Raw genomic sequence first — 16,294 nt, 5'->3', positions numbered from 1 at the left:
TGACAGGCGCAAGCGTTTCGGATTTTGTCTCTACGGTTTTGTTTGGCCAAACACCAGTTTTATCTATTGGACACTTAAGCGTTTTCCCGGTACAGTTATATGGTTTATTGTTGGTATTTGGTATTATATTAGGCTTATTTGGCTTTTTATATCAAAAATTTTTACTATTCAGCTTAAATTGTTACAGTAAAATTAGGGTTCCTAAATATTTATACGGTATCGTGCCGTTTATCTTGGTGATACCGATTGGAATTTTATGGCCAAATCTTTTAGGTGGGGGAAATAATTTAATTTTATCACTGAAAGAAGCACCTATGACAATGAAAATGATCATCGTAATTTTGTTAGTTCGATTTGTTTTCTCAATGATTAGTTACGGTTCCGGTCTGCCAGGGGGAATATTTTTACCTATTTTGACTCTAGGTGCACTAAGTGGCGCATTGATGGCTCATATATTTGTCTATTTACATCTCATGAGTGCAAATTATGCTTTAAACTTTATTGTGATCGGTATGGCAGGTTATTTCGCATGTATTGGTAAAGCACCATTTACTGCAATTATTCTTATCTTTGAGATGGTTGGGAGTGTGACCCACATTTTACCTTTAGCACTTGTAAGTTTAGTAGCCTACTTAGTAGTTGATCTATTAAATGGTGCACCAATATATGAATCTTTATTAGAACGTTTGTTGAAAAGAAAACCAGCGCATCTAGCGATGTCCTCCATGATAACTATGGAAGTCACTGTTCTTGCTGGTGGTATGCTAGAAGATCAACAAATAAGAGACTTACAACTGGAATCAAATAGTTTGATTACACTGGTCAGAAGATCTGAAAATGTACTGATTCCCAAAGGAGACTTAGTATTACGTGCTGGTGATATTATTTATATTAGAATGAACCAAAAAGATGCAAAAATTACTAGAAATCAACTATCACTTAACAACTAAATAAATTTCAAAAACACGATTTTAGAGTTTTTGCGTCGAAAAGATAAATTCGTTATCAATTAAATTACAATTACAGAAATAATTACCAGGAGATTCTTTTTTACAAATAATTGGAACCAGCTTTAGTTTCAAATTCAATTGAGATAACATCGCTTTATCGTAATTTAGAGTGTTTTGATTGAGTGAGCACATCGTAATAGTGAAATTATATTCAACATAATTGTATCAAAATAAAAATTTGCCTAAGAAGAGGTGGAGTATGATGATATAAAAATTAGTTTTGTACTAACCATCAGCTTTTTTTGGTGTAAGTTCTTTGTTTAAACAATTTCTATATATTCCTTTTTTGCTAATAAAAAATCATATTTTTTTAATTAGAGACAGAAAATGTCTTTTTAAAAATTATATCGTAGGATCAGGACAATAATATATAGCGAAATTTGATTTGAATAATAAAACTATGGTATATTTAACTTAATTCAATTTAAACGGTTGGGCGCAAGCTTCAAGAATTGTTAGTCGGGGAACTAGCATTTTTTGGAGCTTTTTAAATATTAGGAGAAATAATGGAATATCTATTAATCATGTTCTTAGTCATAGTTACTATTTTTCTGGGAAAGGTAGGCACCTGGTTTGGTTTTTCTGAAGTTGTTGGGCAACTATTTTCAGGTATCATTTTAGGATCCAGCATATTTAATATAGTACAGTCAAGTAATTTAATCCACTTGATAGCTGAGATAGGTATTTTTTTACTGATGTTAAATTCGGGACTAGAGTCGGATTTAAAGGAAATGAAAAGATACATTAAAGCATCGTCACTCATTGCAGTTATGGGGGTACTACTACCCTTAATTACTTTTCCGATTGCATTTTTATTGCTTGGATATAATATACAGACTTCCATATTTGCCGGTGTTGTGTTCTCTGCAACTTCAATATCTATAACGTTAGCTGTACTATCGGAACAAAAAAAATTAGCCACTGCAATAGGAGCAATCATACTTTCGGCGGCTGTAATAGATGACATAATTGCTTTGTTTGCGGTGACTTTATTTTCTGTTTTAGTAGGTGGAGGTGCACTGGGGATAAACAGTATTTTACCATTACTCGCTTTTGCGTTAGGTATACTACTCAGGAAGTATAATTTTTCTGATAAAATTGGTGTTATCAGTACGAAAATGGGTAATTCTTTCTTTTACCCTGTATTTTTCGGGTCCATCGGTCTTGAAATCGTAATCCAGGGACTGGGAGATAAGATAACAGCTATTATAATTTTTAGTATTTTAGCTATTGTCACAAAATTTGTTGGCTCGTTATGGGGAGCAAAAATTTCTGGTCTAGATACCAGAGTTTCAAGTGCAATTGGGGCAGGCATGATTTCTAGAGGTGAGATGGCCCTTGTGATTATTCAAATAGGTATATCATCACATATTATTGATGATTATACTTCAGCGGAGTTTATTGTTGCTGTCATCGTTTCAACAATAGTAGCTCCGATAATCATGAAACCACTGTTCAAAAAGATTTGATATTACAATTATAAAAGTTGCTATATTAGCAGATGGCTGATTGGTTTCTGTCAGGTTATGCGTTATAAAATTTCATTTTGCTACTTAAATAGGGTTCCAAGCCAATAAGTGAAGGCCATTGTGAGCACTCCTGTGAATATGTTGCGCAAAATAGCTGGAATTATTGGTGCTCGTCCCGCCCAAGCGCTTAGCCAACCAGTTAAAAAAAGTGCCCAAAGCGTTGCCAAAATTGTTCCTATAACTTTCAGATTGTCGGGTAGTAATATCACGGATAGTAATGGCCAGATACCACCAGATATTGAGGCAATAAATGATGATACTAAGGCATGTCCAGGGCTTAAATACTTTCCAACTACAATACCGTACTTAATTTGTACATAGTGTTTCAAAGCATCATTTGTCATCAGGTCATCCGCCACACGTGTGGCTAATTTAGGATCAGCACCCCGTTGTTCATAATATATAGCAATTTCATCATGCACAATTGTAGGTTGGGTGGCCAAAAGGGTCTCAGCTTTTGCAACCACTGCTTTTTCTGTATCTTTTTGTGACGAAACCGAAACAAACTCCCCTGACGCCATAGAAAAAGCAACAGCGAGCATTTCAGCAATACCAGCTACAAAGACGACTGTATTATTGGTAGTCGCACCAGTAATACCGAGGATGACACCAGCGCCACCAATAATTCCGTCATTGGCACCTAACACTCCAGCACGAATAATATTTAATTTTTCTGATAAAGTCAATTTTTTGTATTCCATATTACGCAGCCATTAATAAGCCAATTAAGTATGTCACGGACATTGTTAATAGCCCCATCAGTACGTTTCGTAAAATCATTGTTTTTTTTGGTGTATTTTCATACACGGCTGAGAAATAGCCGGTTAAAACCAAGGCGAAAATTACAAAAATAAGAGTTATGACGACACGGTATGTCATCGGGACAAAGATCATACCGACCATTGGCAAGATGGCACCAAGGGGGAAAGCCATCATTGAAGCAATAGCAGCTTCAGCTGGCGAGATAAAATCATCCTCATTTATGCCATAGCGTGCGTGTAAGGTTTCTCCTAATGCATCTTTTTGCATGCTTTGTTGCGCAAGTAACCGTGCATTTTCCTCACTGATGCCATCTGTTTGATAGTGTTGTATCAGAAATTGAGCTTCTTGTGAAAAATTATTAACTAGCGCACTTCTTTGTTCGTCTTTAGCTGAACGCTCTGAATCTAATTGTGAATTTACGGATACATACTCACCTGTGGCCATTGAAAAAGTACCGGCGATTGTTGCTGTCAGGCCAGCCAGAAAAATTGTCCAAGTATTCATTGAGGCCCCATAAACACCAAAAACAACGCCAGCAATTGAAATAATACCGTCGTTCGCTCCCATCACAATGGCACGTAGAATATTTATTTTTTTACTAATTTGTATATCCATGTGTAAATTATAACATTTTATTTTACGGTTAATTACAAGAATTAAATGAACATTACAAATTACTGCAAAACATGCCGTGGTGATACACAGTTGATTATTTTCATTGATCTTATACTGATCAAATAAGTGGTTTGGTCTCATTATTTGACGCCCACTAATTAAGTATAAGATCATGTATTTGTGCTATAATGAGCAAAGGAGGAATTAAATAATGACTAACAATGAGATGAAGTTGAAAGATTACGGACCACATCCATTTGCTGTTGACCTTAATCAGGCGGCTATAAAAAATGTTAATTATCGCACAACCTTGTGGACAGGAGATCATTTTCAAGTTACTTTAATGGCAATTCCACCTAATGGTGGTGATATTGGAATGGAAATTCATCATGGTAATGACCAGTTTATTTATTTAGTTGAAGGTGTCGGACATGTTCAGATGGGAAAAGATAGAGAGAAATTGACTATTGATAAGGATATTACTCCTGGTGAGGCCATTATTATTCCTGATAATACTTGGCACAATGTTATCAATGTTGGTGATCAGGTTATGAAGTGCTACTCTATCTATTCACCAGTTAAGCATGAACACGGTGTTACAGAATCGACCAAGGAAGAAGCTATCATTCAAGAAGGGGAGCTTGAAGGCTCTGAAGAGTAATTTAACAAAGCATACATTTATTTGACAAAAGCGCATAAGCGCTTTTTTTTCAGTGTATGAGGAGAAATGATGAAAAAAGTAAAGAAGATACAAATTTTAGGAATGTTAGTTTTGATAATATTGAATTGTCGGCGATATTTTATGATCAGAAATCAATAAATTGAACTACTTTTGTTCAGTTGCTTAGGCAACATTTGAAATTTTGAGGTAAGGTTGCGATTATAAAAATTAGTATACCACCCGATAGCTGCTTGGAATTCAGTTGATGTTTGGTATGTTTTCAATATAACTCTTCCATATGTCCCTTGTCGTATGTTTGCCATTGCTGCGAGTATGAATGTTTCGATCCAGACTTTTGATATTTAATATTAAAATCAGCACTTGTGTATTGTGATCCCCCTGACCTTTTCCGACAGTTCACAAAGTCAGGTTTAAGCTTTTTTCACAATCTATACCAATTTAAAAATCGTCACTGGTTAATGCTTTAAATTTTCTTTTTTGTGTTGATGTTAGTGAATTTTGAACATAACTGTCAATCAATAATTCTATTACTTCGTAGTCAAACTTTGTTTTGTTAATAGCTTTGAGTGCAGCTAATTCCGTTTTAATACTTTCAGAAATTTTAATCTGCGACTTTTGATTGACAAATTTTTCTTTATTAGATTTTTTGTTTTTAGTTTCAATAGTATCTGTTTTAATTGTAGATTGTGGTTTTGGTGCTACTTTCTTTTCTCTACTATCATTTAAAGAAAATTGTTCTTTAGCTGGGATGTTACCTTGTACTCTTGGGCTCATTCCTTTTAGTACGCTATTACTCATTTTAGTTTACCTCTTTTTCATAAAAATTTAGTCTAGTAATTAGCTCATCTGTGACTTCGTTATACTTTTGTAGAACTTTTAAGTCATGTCTATCATGATTTGTAATTCCATTTATATCAAAGCGTTTAATACGTTCCATTTGTGGCACAATTGTTGAGAAAATATTGCTTTCACCGAAAATTTCTTTGGCATTTTCAATAATATATTCATCAACTGTTCCAGTATTTTTTAAAAGAACTGGCAGTAAACCTACAACTGTTAGATTTAGATCATATTTTTCATTTAGTTTATTTAACTCTTCGATATAATTTTCAGCACCAGTTAGTGAATGTTCTTGTGTTTGTAGTGAAATTAAAACATAGTCAGAACTAGTAACAGCATTACGTGTAATTTCTTTAGACATTGGTGGAACATCAATAATAATAATATCAAAGCTTTCTTTTATTGGATCTAATAGTTTTGAAAAATAAAAATCTTCGTCTGTTTGATTGTCTGTGTTTTGGTATAAAAACTTGGCAAATTCTTCGAAATCAATATTTGAAGGCATTAAAAATAAATTATCAATAATTTTTATTGGTAGATCATCAATTTTATTGTCAGCAATACCACGCATAAGTGTTTTTTCAAACGTGAGTATTCCGTCTTCATCTTGGTTTAACTTTGTTAAAGTTAGTGTTTTTGTGGCGTTTGCTTGGGGATCAAGATCAATAACTAAGGTCTTAATTCCTTTTTGCGCTAATGTATATGCTATTAGAATACTATTAGTAGTTTTTCCTACACCACCTTTGAAGTTTCCAACTGTTAGCGTGATTGCTTGTTTTCTATTTGTTTTTAATTCCATGATTAGTCCTTTATAAAAAAATAATATATAACTATATAACTATTTATAAATATAACTATATCACTATATATAAATATATCAATAGATAAATATAACTTTTTAACTATTTAACCGGCTGTACATACTGGTTTTATAGTGTTTATAAATAGTTAAATATCCCGTTTTAACTATTTCACTATTTATAAATATCTATATATATAAATAGTGAAATAGTTAAATAGTTAAATATCACTATTAAACAAATATATTGTTGACAGGGTGATTAGGGTGTATTATATTGATAGTGTTAATAAAAAAGAATAAAAGAAAAGCCACCAAGGATTGCCGTCCTTGATAGCTACATACATCTTATTTGTTTGATCAATGTAGCTCTATTATACAACATAACCTTTGTGTTGTAAATGTGGGTGATTTCAAAAAGAGTGAAGCCAAACACTTTAAGGGGTATGGTTGATATGACAGGTAGGGGGTAGTTGTGTTTCTTGCAACTCGGTAGATCCAAATTGCTGTATCAGGTATACGAAAAAATAGACAAGTGCCATTTTCCCAGACACTACTGTACAAAAATATTTGGGTGCTACACAAACAATCCATACTGGGCGTGTAGTAGGGTGAGAGCGACCATTAACGGCTCGGCAGGTAAAACGGTGTTCAAGGACACAGAGCTTGTCTTTAAACTGTATCGTGACAAAGAGAATAAATATAGTGATACAGCGCCAATAAGGGCGTTTTTTTATTGGTTCAATGACTAAGTAATTGATTAAAGCAAGTGGGTAAAACCAAAGCTTGTATGGATAAGGTGACGGACGACTGAACGATCGGTCAAGTGTTTGTTTGATTAAAGTTTTTTTCTTCCCAAAACAAGGGAAAAACTTTCTTCGGCTCTAAACTTCCCTCACTCTCAATCAAGCATTTGTGACTTGCTTGTGTCAATAACTTCTTTTAGTTTTCTCTATTGGTTTTGATTTAAAGACATTAAAAAAAGCCACAATAATAATAATAACCACGGGCGAGCTTAACTGTTGTGTTGGCAGTTGCGCGGTTTCCGTTTCTAGTGGCAGATAATCCAGAGCTTGTCACCTGCCAGTGATAAGCTTTTTGATTTAAAAAAATAACCCCCATACTGCCAGACGAGGGGGGTTGTAAATTAATGATTGTGATCCTCAATATAATTCTGCAACGAGATTAACACTAAGCCAGCCAAAATCTGCCAAAGTGTGGCTTGTAGCTGTTGCAGTACAATTATAGAAGCTTTCACGAAGGAACACCTCCCTTCTGGGCGTCTAATCACAACGCCTAAGATATATCATAGCAGGAAGAAGTCCTGCTCCTAATTGTTTTAATTACGACGGATTGTATATATTTCGATCTTTTTAGCTATTGTGATCTTTAATCATATATTCATGGTAATAAAATATGGTATACTTAAGGTAATTATTTTTTTCGCGTGACCCATCAGGGAACAGCTCTGCTGTGACCAGGGACTAAGACCGATAGGTCGTGGACCGGTGATGGGTCAAAGTGCTTTATTATAAGGATAAGGTGCTAAAGATGAGAAAAATCGCGTAGCCCCCAAATTACTAATAGGGGGGGTAAATTAACCGAAAGACAACTAGTAAAACCCCCAAGTTCGTATGGGGGTTAAGGGTTACAGGAGTTTTGTATCAATGTGCAAAATTACCTAGCATGTCCTATAATATGTTTTCAAAAATGAGACAATATAATAAAACAATCATTTAAATCGGCATATGTCAACTATTGTAATGAATATAAGTAGCCACTTTTTATGACTATGAATTTCTTTATTACTGTTTTATCAACACTAATATTGTGAATTTTTAGTTGTATATTGTTGCAATGTTCGGGATCTGTTATTAACCTCGTTTTTTTGCTAAGATATAGATACTTTTTTAGTCTCCCAGTTAGTAAATATTTATATATTGTGATGACATAAGAAGCGTCTTGACCTATATTCGATACAATAAACCAGGACGATTAGGCTACCTTTTAAAACTGACCAGTCTGTTCTCCACGTGACTTGGCATAATCTATTCAGACTTTAAATTGCATTTTTTTATAATCAGGAATCAGTGTTTATAGTCATTTTTAGTGAGGAAGTGTTGGCATGAAAGATTTATCGCAACAACCGATTATCTTTACTGGTAAACTTAACAGTTTGACACGACTACAAGCCCAACAATTGGCAGCGATGTTAGGGGCGTTTCCTCAAACTAACATGAATCAAAAAATAAAGTATGTGATTGCTGGTCAAATAGAGCAGTCCATGTTCGAAATATTAACCACCAAAAAAATTAAGTATGCTGAGACGCACAGCGTTGAAATTTTGAATGAAAGCGAATTTTTAAAGTGGTGTATTTGGCGCTTACAACAGAAAAATTCTTTTTAGTCACGTGTGATTTGGATTAAAAACAGCCTTTCGTTCTTTTTTTGAACAGAAAGGCTGTTTTTTTTACGTACTTTAGTAATTAATGGTTGCTGGTTAACGATTTGAGGCGCTTTTTAAGATTTTGTGTATCAATAGACTATGCAAAGTTATTATATCTTAAAGCGGCTTTTAAAGGGATTGAAAGGGCTTTGATTCAAAAGCTATTTCTGAAAATACTAATACTATGTTATTTGGATTAAAATTGTTTTGGTTTCACTAAATAGTCGACATCAGTCTGGGTTGCTCAGAAGTCCAAGCAGCCATTGGTTGGTATATCAATTTTTATAATCCCAATCGTATCTCAAATGTCGCCTAATTAACTGAACAAAAATAGTCCAATTTATTGACTTCTGAGCACGACAGCTGCCACGGCATTTTCTTGACCATAACGGTCATTGAGAAAATTGCTGGTTACTTCAAAAAAGGCGCTCTGTTGCTCGTAGGGCGCTTCTGCGAGTTCTTCAGGTAAAGTGACAATCCAAGTCGCTAACGCCTTTACATCGTCTCTTTTCATGCAATAAACGTCATTTAAACGCGCATTGAAGCGTGACAGCATATCAGAACCATCCGCCATGAGCTCTTGATTCAGATAGGTTTTCGACACATCAATTTCTTTGTTAGTGTGATGGTCGGTTTTACGTTCAAAATGGACCGCTAAACCGGGTACTGCGCCACGCGTATTTTTCTTTAAATGCGCCATCAAAAATGCCTCCTCGAAAAAGGTTTTCCAAGACCAGTATAACACCGTTGAAAATCTGGTATAGCCTGTTATACCAAAATGCTATTTTGGACAGGCTCTGCGAGGCGAGTCATCGACAAGCGCTGACCGTAGCGTTTCCCCTTCCTGCTGGGGAAACTGCTATTTTACAGCGCCTATTATCCGGCTTGTAAAACCTCCGGCGGGTCACGCCATGACGGGGCAATCTATCATTGCATGATCACCTTCAGCGGGAGCATGTCATGCAGAACGCTACCCGCGCAGGGCAAGCTGGTGTCAGCTTAACCACATTAAAATAATCTGTAAACGTAAGTGTATAATAACAAAAAAATTGTAGTGGACTATCGCAATTAATAGGTGTTATACAATAAAAGCAAACAAAAAGGCACCCTTAAGGTGCCCACATTATTTTAACGATCATTAAGATCATCAAAATAACGTTTAATTGCGAACGTCACAACAGCAACACAGATTGCGTTGAACAATTGTGTGAGTTCTTGAAAAAAGTAAATCATGGAGTCTAAACCTCCTTGCCGTTGCAGTTATAGTAGGAAACAACAGCTTTTTAAGTATATCATGTTTTGAAATACCAATAATATAATGTTATAATGCTAATAGAAGAAAGTACATGGAGACTAACCTCTCTAGTAAAAAGGGCTAGTGCGTAGGAACACCAGCTCTTTTTGTTTGTCTTTTTTTGAAGCAAGTTTCCTTTCAGGGCAAGACAGTGTATAATTATAAACAATAATTGCCATGAAACAGCTCTGCTGTTTCAAAGGCTTGCGCCAGTGCGCTGGGCAAGCCTGGTGGCCCATTTTAAAATCCAGTGACGCCAACAATAACCTGGCTAACCTGTCATTTTTCACAATTAAAGACGCTTCAAAAAATTTCTTTAACCCCCAAATCACTAATAGGGGGGTTAAATTTACAAAAAAGCCAACAGGCAAACAACCCTCATGCTTACGGGGCGTAGGGTTACAGCGAAATAATATTCGTGTATAAATTGATGTAATAATGAAATTTTGATAATAAAAATTGGCCATTAAATGGCATTTTTTATTAGATAAATCATTTTAAAGGTTCTATCACGCGGTTTGTGATTAAGGAGGCATATATGACCTATAATGCGATCAAAGGACGCTTTACGCGCGTGGCGCCCGATAAAACAATCTTGTATGGCGAGAAATCCTATACGTTTGCCCTAACACCAGAACAAAGTGAACAGATTGACCAGGCTGTTTATGCGGTTGTCCTGGCCAAAAATTATAAAACGACCTCTTTCTCGATTGATGAGAAGTTAACCTTGTCTGACGAAGAAGTCGCCCAACACAAGTTGGTGGTCCGTTTACGCCTCCGCAAAAAGCACAAACAGCCGTCTCATAAACCGCTCACGGACTAAAATTTCACAAATGACAAAAGCCTTGTTGCTGGGATTGTGAGAGGTAGACCAATTAATTTGAGCCAGATTCACAAGACGTGATCACAGAAAAAGCGCCAAACCCTATTTATTTCAGGTTTGGCGCTTTTTAGTTTAGATAAGCGACATTATGTTAAGCAGCAAGTGGTATAGCTGCTTAACATAATGCCGGTTATCGGCACTAGCCGGTACGACGCCGTTTATAAGCCGTCACCTGTGAATTTCAAAAATTCGCCTTGTGAAGGCTTATTTGTTGCACGATACAACTTGTGAAATCCGGCTGGTTCACAATCTATACCACCTGTTTTCTCTCACCGGTAGGGCTCGTCCCTGTTCCACCTACAAAAACACCCAGAAATCACGCCGTTTTAAGCTGAAATCCGGGTTTTGAAAAATTTTCGGAGTGCGGTACCTCTCGGTGCCAAAAAAGCCTGTCCATAATCTTGACATCAGCGCCGTGTTCGAAGACGACCCGACTACCATTCCAGCCCGTAAAGACATTCTAGGCGAAGCAATTAATACGCTTAACGAAAAGGTAAAAGAAATTGTTGATGCCCGTGATTATTTACAGTGGAAAATTGACAACTATGATTCTCACATGATTGAATCCGAAAATAAATTATAGAAAACAAACGAGGTCCGGGCGATGATTGCCTGGACCTCGTTTATTCTTTTTGATTAAACTTTCGGGGTAGCTCCGGCCCCTCGCGGGGCTATCTAAAAACCACTCCAAAGTATTGACATTATTCCCTTATTTAAAATCGTCCCATAATCGATTGTTTTTGATACTAACTGATTTATAAAAATATGCCTCTAAAGTTTCCAAAACTTCAGAGGCATATGAAAACGAGAATTAGTTAATATTTGAAACAGGTTATTAATTTTTGATAGGCTTAGAATTAGACCTTAACAATCGAAGCCCATTCAGAATAACAACCAATGTACTTCCTTCATGAATAATGACACTGATTGCAATATCCGTTAAGCCTAAGAAACTAACGACAACTAAAAAGGCAACAACGGCCATTGAAAAAATAACATTCTGCCAAATGACACGATTCATTTTCGTAGATATATTATGAGATTGTACCAATTTGGATAAATCGTTTTGCATTAAAACTAAATCCGATACCTCTACTGCCACATCGGTCCCATCTCCCATAGCGATTCCCACATCTGCGTTTACGAGAGCGGGGGCATCATTCACTCCGTCTCCAACCATGGTAACTACACCGTATTTTTCTTTTTGTTCGTCTATAATTCTGGATTTGTCTTCCGGCATGACATTCGCAATCACTTCATCTATTCCTAATTGTTTAGCGACTGCTTTACCCGTCATTTCTGAGTCACCAGTAATTAATGTGGTGTGTATGCCTTGTTCTCTGAAATAATCAATGGTTTCTTTTGCATGCTCACTCGGAATATCCATGAGGGCAATAAGACCTATAACAGCCTCATCTACTGCTACGTATACGACCGTCTTACCTTCTGACGACCATTCATTATTTAAACGACTATATTCATCTGAAACATCGTCAAACGAAGTCGGTTTTCCTATACGATAATTTCTCCCTTTGTAATCTCCTGTCAATCCTTTGCCGATCTGGTTTTCTACTTCGATAGTTAGTTTATTTTTTTGCTCAAACTTTCTTAGAATAGCATCTGCTAAAGGGTGATTGGATTCTTTTTCAAGAGCTACTACGATATCAATCATGTTTTCTTCGTTCACGGAATCAGCAAAATAGTAATTGGTTACTTCAGGTTTTCCTTTAGTCAAGGTTCCTGTCTTGTCAAATGCAATGGCTTGAGTATCGGCTAATTGAGACAGGTAAGAACTACCTTTTGAAAGGACGCCTTTTTTGGCCAAGTTAGAAGTCGTCGATAAAGTTACCGATACAGTAGCCGCTGCTAAAGCACAGGGTGAAGCTGCCACTAAAAGGACCAATCCTCTATAGATACTTTGTGACCATGTCCAGTCTAGGAGAAAAGGAGCCAATAACATGAATAACGGAATGGCAATTAAAACAACTGTAACGTATTTCGGTTCAAATTTTTGGATTATACTCGTAGCTTTTGTTTGGTTGTCTTGGTTCTGGTTTACTAACTGTAAAATTTTTGAAAATACTGTATCTTTATTTTCTTTAGTGACTTCCATTGTGAAAGTACCTGTTCCATTGATTGTACTTCCGAAAACGTCGTCTCCTTTGGACTTCTCTTTTGGGATACTTTCTCCATTAATAGATGACTCATCAATGGACGTAGAGCCTGACAAAATGACGCCATCAATGGGGACTTGATCGCCATTCAATACTTGAAGTTGATCTCCCACTTTTAATTCACTGACGTCAACATTTTTTGTACTGCCATCAGGCTGGATTAACCGGGCAGTCGTTGGATTCATTTCGAGTAATTTCGTGATTTCTCGTTTACTTCTTCCTTCTGCATAATCTTCCAAAAAATGTGCACCAGAAAAAATAAGAATCAATAATGTACCTTCCCAAAAATTCCCCATTAAAGAAGCGCCAATGGCCGCTAATCCCATCAAAATGTGAGAGTTGGGCATGAACTTTTTTTGAACTTTGGAGTTCTCGATTGTTTCTCCAAGGCCTTCAAGAATAATGACATGATATCCTGCACTGATTGTAGCGATTGAGAATAAAATATTTCGCATTAACTGATAATCTTCATTCAAAAATAAAGCGATCACCGCTAAGGCTAAACCAATAAAGTATAAAACGATTGGCATTTTTCCGTGTTCACGGTCGTGGTTGTGATTATGTTTTTCTTGAGATTGTTGTTCTTCGATAGTTTCCATTTTTATCACCTTCCTATATAATTCCTTTGATTTCCATTCATTTACTTATTAAATCACACAAATTCCCACTAAAAGAAGAGAAGTATTCATGTAATTTCCATTGTCTCTGACTCCTTTCAGTTGTCCCATATGTAAATCGGAATCTTTACGTTTTACATATGAATAACAAATCATATGTTTACAAAATCATATTAACTCACTGTATGAGTTTTGTCAAGACAAGATGCTTCTTATTCAAATGGACTACTATTGCTGATACAAAAGTCTTAATTTTGTCTATAAACAAAAAACTAGCATCGTTTTACTCATGTGATATTATATATATGAATGGAAAATCATGTGAGAGGAATAAGAGCATATGGATACATCAACAACTTCGCCAATCAATAAAGAGAAGATCCAATCAATAAGCAAAGAATTCAAAGTGATTAGTGACCCTACACGCTTGTCAATTCTCTTTCTTTTACAGAAAGAAGAGCTCAGTGTTGGAAACATTATGCTTGCATTGGATATGGAACAGTCCGCGATTTCACACCAACTAAAAATATTGAATGATTCACGTTTAGTGAAGGCAAGAAGAGAAGGGAAAAGCATGGTTTACAGTCTTGATGATCTTCATGTTTTCAGTATTCTCGAACAAGTCTTAACTCATATCAAAGAACAAGAACAATAAAAGCTAATAAGGTATAAAACTAAATGGAGGTTTTTAAAATTTCAAAGTCAGAGAAACAAGAAAATCACTCGCACCAAAATCAACCGAATAAGAATATTAAAATTGCTTTTTTCACCAACTTTATTTTTTCCATGATTGAATTTTTCTTTGGGTCTCTTTTCAATAGTGTGTCAATTATGTCCGACGCCGTTCATGATTTAGGAGATTCCATTTCTATTGGATTCGCTTGGTTTTTCCAGGGGTACTCAGAAAAGCAGCAAGATGAACAGTTCACTTTTGGTTATAACCGCTTTTCATTATTAGGGGCGTTGATAACTGGAGTAGTACTGATCGGCGGCTCATTTTTTATGATTTACCGAAGTATCCCACGTTTGATTGATCCGCAACCGGTTAATTACAGTGGCATGTTTTGGCTTTCACTCGTGGCTATTGGATTGAATGGATATGCGGCTTAGATTCTAAGCAAAGGGTCATCTAAAAACGAAGGCATGTTGAACCTGCATATGCTAGAAGATGTATTAGGGTGGATTGGGGTCTTGGTTGTGAGTATCGTAATGAACTTTACCGAGGCTTATCGATTGGATCCAATCTTATCGATTTTGATAGCACTCTATATCCTCTATAAAACTGTACCTGAATTTTTAAGCACAATGAAAATTTTATTGAACGGTTCGCCGGAAAATGTAAACGTAGAGAACCTGGCGAGCTCCATTAACAATATTCCTGCTGTAAAGGCCCTCTCTCATTTTCACATTTGGTCACTGGACGGAGAAGAAAATGCCCTTATCGTTACGGTTCTTATAGATTCTTCCGATATAAACAAGGCTAGGGAAATCAAAGAAGAAATTGCAGAGCTTGCCCATACATCGGGTGTAAAGAATCATATCACAATAGAAATAACTACAAGTAAAGACGAACTGGAAAAAGGGTATGCTTATGGCAGTTAAAGTATTTATATATTGAAAAAAGGACTATTTTAAATCGAGTAGGAGACTAGTCAATTAATGGCTAGTCTCCTACTCGATTTATTAGTGCAAAGCACCCCTTAAATTTAATGCAAAATAAAATTACAATTTACAAACGGTATGCTGATATAATTACGGAAAATATAGTAATATCAAAGGGTTATTATGTCGTTTTAGAATTAAAACAGCCCCTGTTATCTAGTGATTAGATAACAGGGGCTGTTTTAATAGTCTTTTCGAGGGGTCATTATATAATTATAGACCCTGAATGGAAGGGCATTTTAGTGAGTGCCTAGTCACATATCTAGCTCATAACCAAAGCCCTGGTATTTTCCTTAGAAGTCAATAAATTAATTGGACTGTTTTACTGCGGCACTATATGGCGTTTTTTTATTAATGAACGTAGTTATTCAAACTTGTAACTAATTTTTTAATTTCGTCACGAACCTTACGGAATTCTTGTAGTTGTTCTTCTAAAGTTCCTGTGGCTTGCGCTGGGTCAGATAAAGGCCAGTGTAAACTCTTGGTTTGAGGGGGAAGCATAGGACATTTATCCTTGGCATCACCACATAAAGTAATAACTAAATCTGAAGTGTTCAAATAATTTAGATCAATTAATTTAGAGTAGTGGCTACTAATATCTACTCCATCTTCAGCCATAACTTTAACAGCATTTAGATTTAACCCATGAGTTTCAATCCCTGCACTCTCGATTTGAAACTCATTTGCCGGCAATATTTTTTTTGCATATCCTTCAGCCATTTGACTGCGACAAGAATTTCCTGTACATAAAAAATAAATTTTTTTCATTCTAAACCACCTATAATTTTAATTTGTATAACACCATGATACACCATAAACTTAAATGCAATGCTTTCATCAACATAGGTGCTCGTATACTGAAAATCCGGACCGCTTTATTTCTAGAGCATAATCCGAGATAATCAAGTATAGGAGTTTTTTTATATTATGAAAGCTAAGCGATACTCAACAGAATTTAAGTCATCAATTGTCACCTTGTAT

Annotated in this window: 14 protein-coding genes and 2 pseudogenes; 9 read left to right on the top strand and 7 right to left on the bottom strand. The window is 35.8% G+C overall.

The features are described from left to right. The coding region (locus tag HNQ98_RS09045; protein WP_184285066.1) for a chloride channel protein at window positions 1-950 on the top strand (950 nt) is incomplete at its 5' end. Between the two features lie 566 nt (window positions 951-1,516). Continuing rightward, on the top strand, window positions 1,517-2,479 hold the full coding sequence (locus HNQ98_RS09040) for a cation:proton antiporter (protein ID WP_010277818.1): 963 nt from the start codon (window positions 1,517-1,519) through the stop codon (window positions 2,477-2,479). 80 nt (window positions 2,480-2,559) lie between these two features. Here HNQ98_RS09040 and HNQ98_RS09035 read toward each other — a convergent pair whose 3' ends face one another. Further along, window positions 2,560-3,240 carry a VIT1/CCC1 transporter family protein gene (locus HNQ98_RS09035; protein WP_013102146.1) on the bottom strand — a complete coding sequence of 227 codons (681 nt, stop codon included), beginning with the start codon at window positions 3,238-3,240 and terminating at the stop codon, window positions 2,560-2,562. Between the two features lies 1 nt (window position 3,241). Further along, on the bottom strand, window positions 3,242-3,916 hold the full coding sequence (locus tag HNQ98_RS09030) for a VIT1/CCC1 transporter family protein (RefSeq protein WP_184285065.1): 675 nt from the start codon (window positions 3,914-3,916) through the stop codon (window positions 3,242-3,244). Window positions 3,917-4,127: 211 nt separating this feature from the next. On the opposite strand from HNQ98_RS09030, the gene HNQ98_RS09025 reads away from it, so the two are divergent. Next, window positions 4,128-4,577, top strand: coding sequence for a cupin domain-containing protein (locus HNQ98_RS09025; RefSeq protein WP_013102148.1), 450 nt, complete (start codon window positions 4,128-4,130; stop codon window positions 4,575-4,577). Between the two features lie 459 nt (window positions 4,578-5,036). Here the strand turns inward: HNQ98_RS09025 and HNQ98_RS09020 are convergent, their stop codons facing one another. Both HNQ98_RS09020 and HNQ98_RS09015 read right to left on the bottom strand, forming a co-directional pair. After that, window positions 5,037-5,396: a hypothetical protein gene (locus tag HNQ98_RS09020; protein ID WP_013102149.1), complete on the bottom strand. Its 360-nt coding sequence runs from the start codon at window positions 5,394-5,396 to the stop codon at window positions 5,037-5,039. Window position 5,397: 1 nt separating this feature from the next. Next, window positions 5,398-6,237 carry a ParA family protein gene (locus tag HNQ98_RS09015; RefSeq protein ID WP_012304962.1) on the bottom strand — a complete coding sequence of 280 codons (840 nt, stop codon included), beginning with the start codon at window positions 6,235-6,237 and terminating at the stop codon, window positions 5,398-5,400. Window positions 6,238-8,362: 2,125 nt separating this feature from the next. On the opposite strand from HNQ98_RS09015, the gene HNQ98_RS09010 reads away from it, so the two are divergent. Further along, entirely contained in the window at window positions 8,363-8,644 is a 282-nt protein-coding gene (locus HNQ98_RS09010; RefSeq protein ID WP_013102150.1) for a BRCT domain-containing protein, read from the top strand. Window positions 8,645-9,038: 394 nt separating this feature from the next. On the opposite strand, the pseudogene HNQ98_RS09005 reads toward HNQ98_RS09010, so the two are convergent. Further along, window positions 9,039-9,383 (bottom strand): annotated as a pseudogene (locus HNQ98_RS09005) (plasmid recombination protein); the annotation flags it as partial. A gap of 1,132 nt (window positions 9,384-10,515) precedes the next feature. On the opposite strand from HNQ98_RS09005, the gene HNQ98_RS08995 reads away from it, so the two are divergent. Next, on the top strand, window positions 10,516-10,800 hold the full coding sequence (locus HNQ98_RS08995) for a hypothetical protein (RefSeq protein ID WP_184285064.1): 285 nt from the start codon (window positions 10,516-10,518) through the stop codon (window positions 10,798-10,800). Between the two features lie 475 nt (window positions 10,801-11,275). Beyond that, window positions 11,276-11,443, top strand: coding sequence for a MerR family transcriptional regulator (locus HNQ98_RS08990; protein ID WP_224133470.1), 168 nt, complete (start codon window positions 11,276-11,278; stop codon window positions 11,441-11,443). A 252-nt stretch (window positions 11,444-11,695) separates the two neighbouring features. Here HNQ98_RS08990 and HNQ98_RS08985 read toward each other — a convergent pair whose 3' ends face one another. After that, window positions 11,696-13,633: a heavy metal translocating P-type ATPase gene (locus HNQ98_RS08985; RefSeq protein WP_184285063.1), complete on the bottom strand. Its 1,938-nt coding sequence runs from the start codon at window positions 13,631-13,633 to the stop codon at window positions 11,696-11,698. A gap of 358 nt (window positions 13,634-13,991) precedes the next feature. Between HNQ98_RS08985 and HNQ98_RS08980 the strand changes: the two genes are divergently transcribed. From HNQ98_RS08980 to HNQ98_RS09405, 3 genes and pseudogenes are all read left to right on the top strand, one after another. Beyond that, a complete protein-coding gene (locus HNQ98_RS08980; protein ID WP_184285062.1) occupies window positions 13,992-14,306 on the top strand; it encodes an ArsR/SmtB family transcription factor in 315 nt (104 codons plus the stop codon). Window positions 14,307-14,329: 23 nt separating this feature from the next. Further along, window positions 14,330-14,959 (top strand): annotated as a pseudogene (locus tag HNQ98_RS08975) (cation diffusion facilitator family transporter); the annotation flags it as partial. Continuing rightward, window positions 14,957-15,253, top strand: a complete 297-nt coding sequence (locus HNQ98_RS09405) for a cation transporter dimerization domain-containing protein (RefSeq protein ID WP_475703435.1) — start codon at window positions 14,957-14,959, stop codon at window positions 15,251-15,253. The pseudogene HNQ98_RS08975 and the gene HNQ98_RS09405, both read left to right, overlap by 3 nt. Before the next feature lie 411 nt (window positions 15,254-15,664). On the opposite strand, the gene arsC is transcribed toward HNQ98_RS09405, so the two are convergent. After that, complete coding sequence (gene arsC / locus HNQ98_RS08970) at window positions 15,665-16,081, bottom strand: arsenate reductase (thioredoxin) (protein WP_010276791.1); 417 nt, start codon at window positions 16,079-16,081, stop codon at window positions 15,665-15,667. Between the last annotated feature and the right edge of the window lie 213 nt (window positions 16,082-16,294).

Origin of the sequence: Leuconostoc carnosum, from assembly GCF_014207505.1 — a bacterium.
In the GTDB taxonomy this organism is placed as follows: Bacteria; Bacillota; Bacilli; order Lactobacillales; family Lactobacillaceae; genus Leuconostoc; species Leuconostoc carnosum.
This window is presented reverse-complemented; position numbering and strand designations above follow the sequence as displayed.

Excerpts from the sequence above, each read along its gene's own strand:
- HNQ98_RS09040 (WP_010277818.1), top strand. The coding sequence starts at position 1,517 with ATGGAATATCTATTAATCATGTTCTTAGTCATAGTTACTATTTTTCTG.
- HNQ98_RS08985 (WP_184285063.1), bottom strand. The coding sequence starts at position 13,633 with ATGGAAACTATCGAAGAACAACAATCTCAAGAAAAACATAATCACAAC.
- HNQ98_RS08980 (WP_184285062.1), top strand. The coding sequence starts at position 13,992 with ATGGATACATCAACAACTTCGCCAATCAATAAAGAGAAGATCCAATCA.
- HNQ98_RS09020 (WP_013102149.1), bottom strand. The coding sequence starts at position 5,396 with ATGAGTAATAGCGTACTAAAAGGAATGAGCCCAAGAGTACAAGGTAAC.
- HNQ98_RS09035 (WP_013102146.1), bottom strand. The coding sequence starts at position 3,240 with ATGGAATACAAAAAATTGACTTTATCAGAAAAATTAAATATTATTCGT.
- HNQ98_RS09025 (WP_013102148.1), top strand. The coding sequence starts at position 4,128 with ATGACTAACAATGAGATGAAGTTGAAAGATTACGGACCACATCCATTT.
- HNQ98_RS09405 (WP_475703435.1), top strand. The coding sequence starts at position 14,957 with ATGAAAATTTTATTGAACGGTTCGCCGGAAAATGTAAACGTAGAGAAC.
- HNQ98_RS09015 (WP_012304962.1), bottom strand. The coding sequence starts at position 6,237 with ATGGAATTAAAAACAAATAGAAAACAAGCAATCACGCTAACAGTTGGA.
- HNQ98_RS09030 (WP_184285065.1), bottom strand. The coding sequence starts at position 3,916 with ATGGATATACAAATTAGTAAAAAAATAAATATTCTACGTGCCATTGTG.
- HNQ98_RS08995 (WP_184285064.1), top strand. The coding sequence starts at position 10,516 with ATGACCTATAATGCGATCAAAGGACGCTTTACGCGCGTGGCGCCCGAT.
- HNQ98_RS09010 (WP_013102150.1), top strand. The coding sequence starts at position 8,363 with ATGAAAGATTTATCGCAACAACCGATTATCTTTACTGGTAAACTTAAC.
- arsC (WP_010276791.1), bottom strand. The coding sequence starts at position 16,081 with ATGAAAAAAATTTATTTTTTATGTACAGGAAATTCTTGTCGCAGTCAA.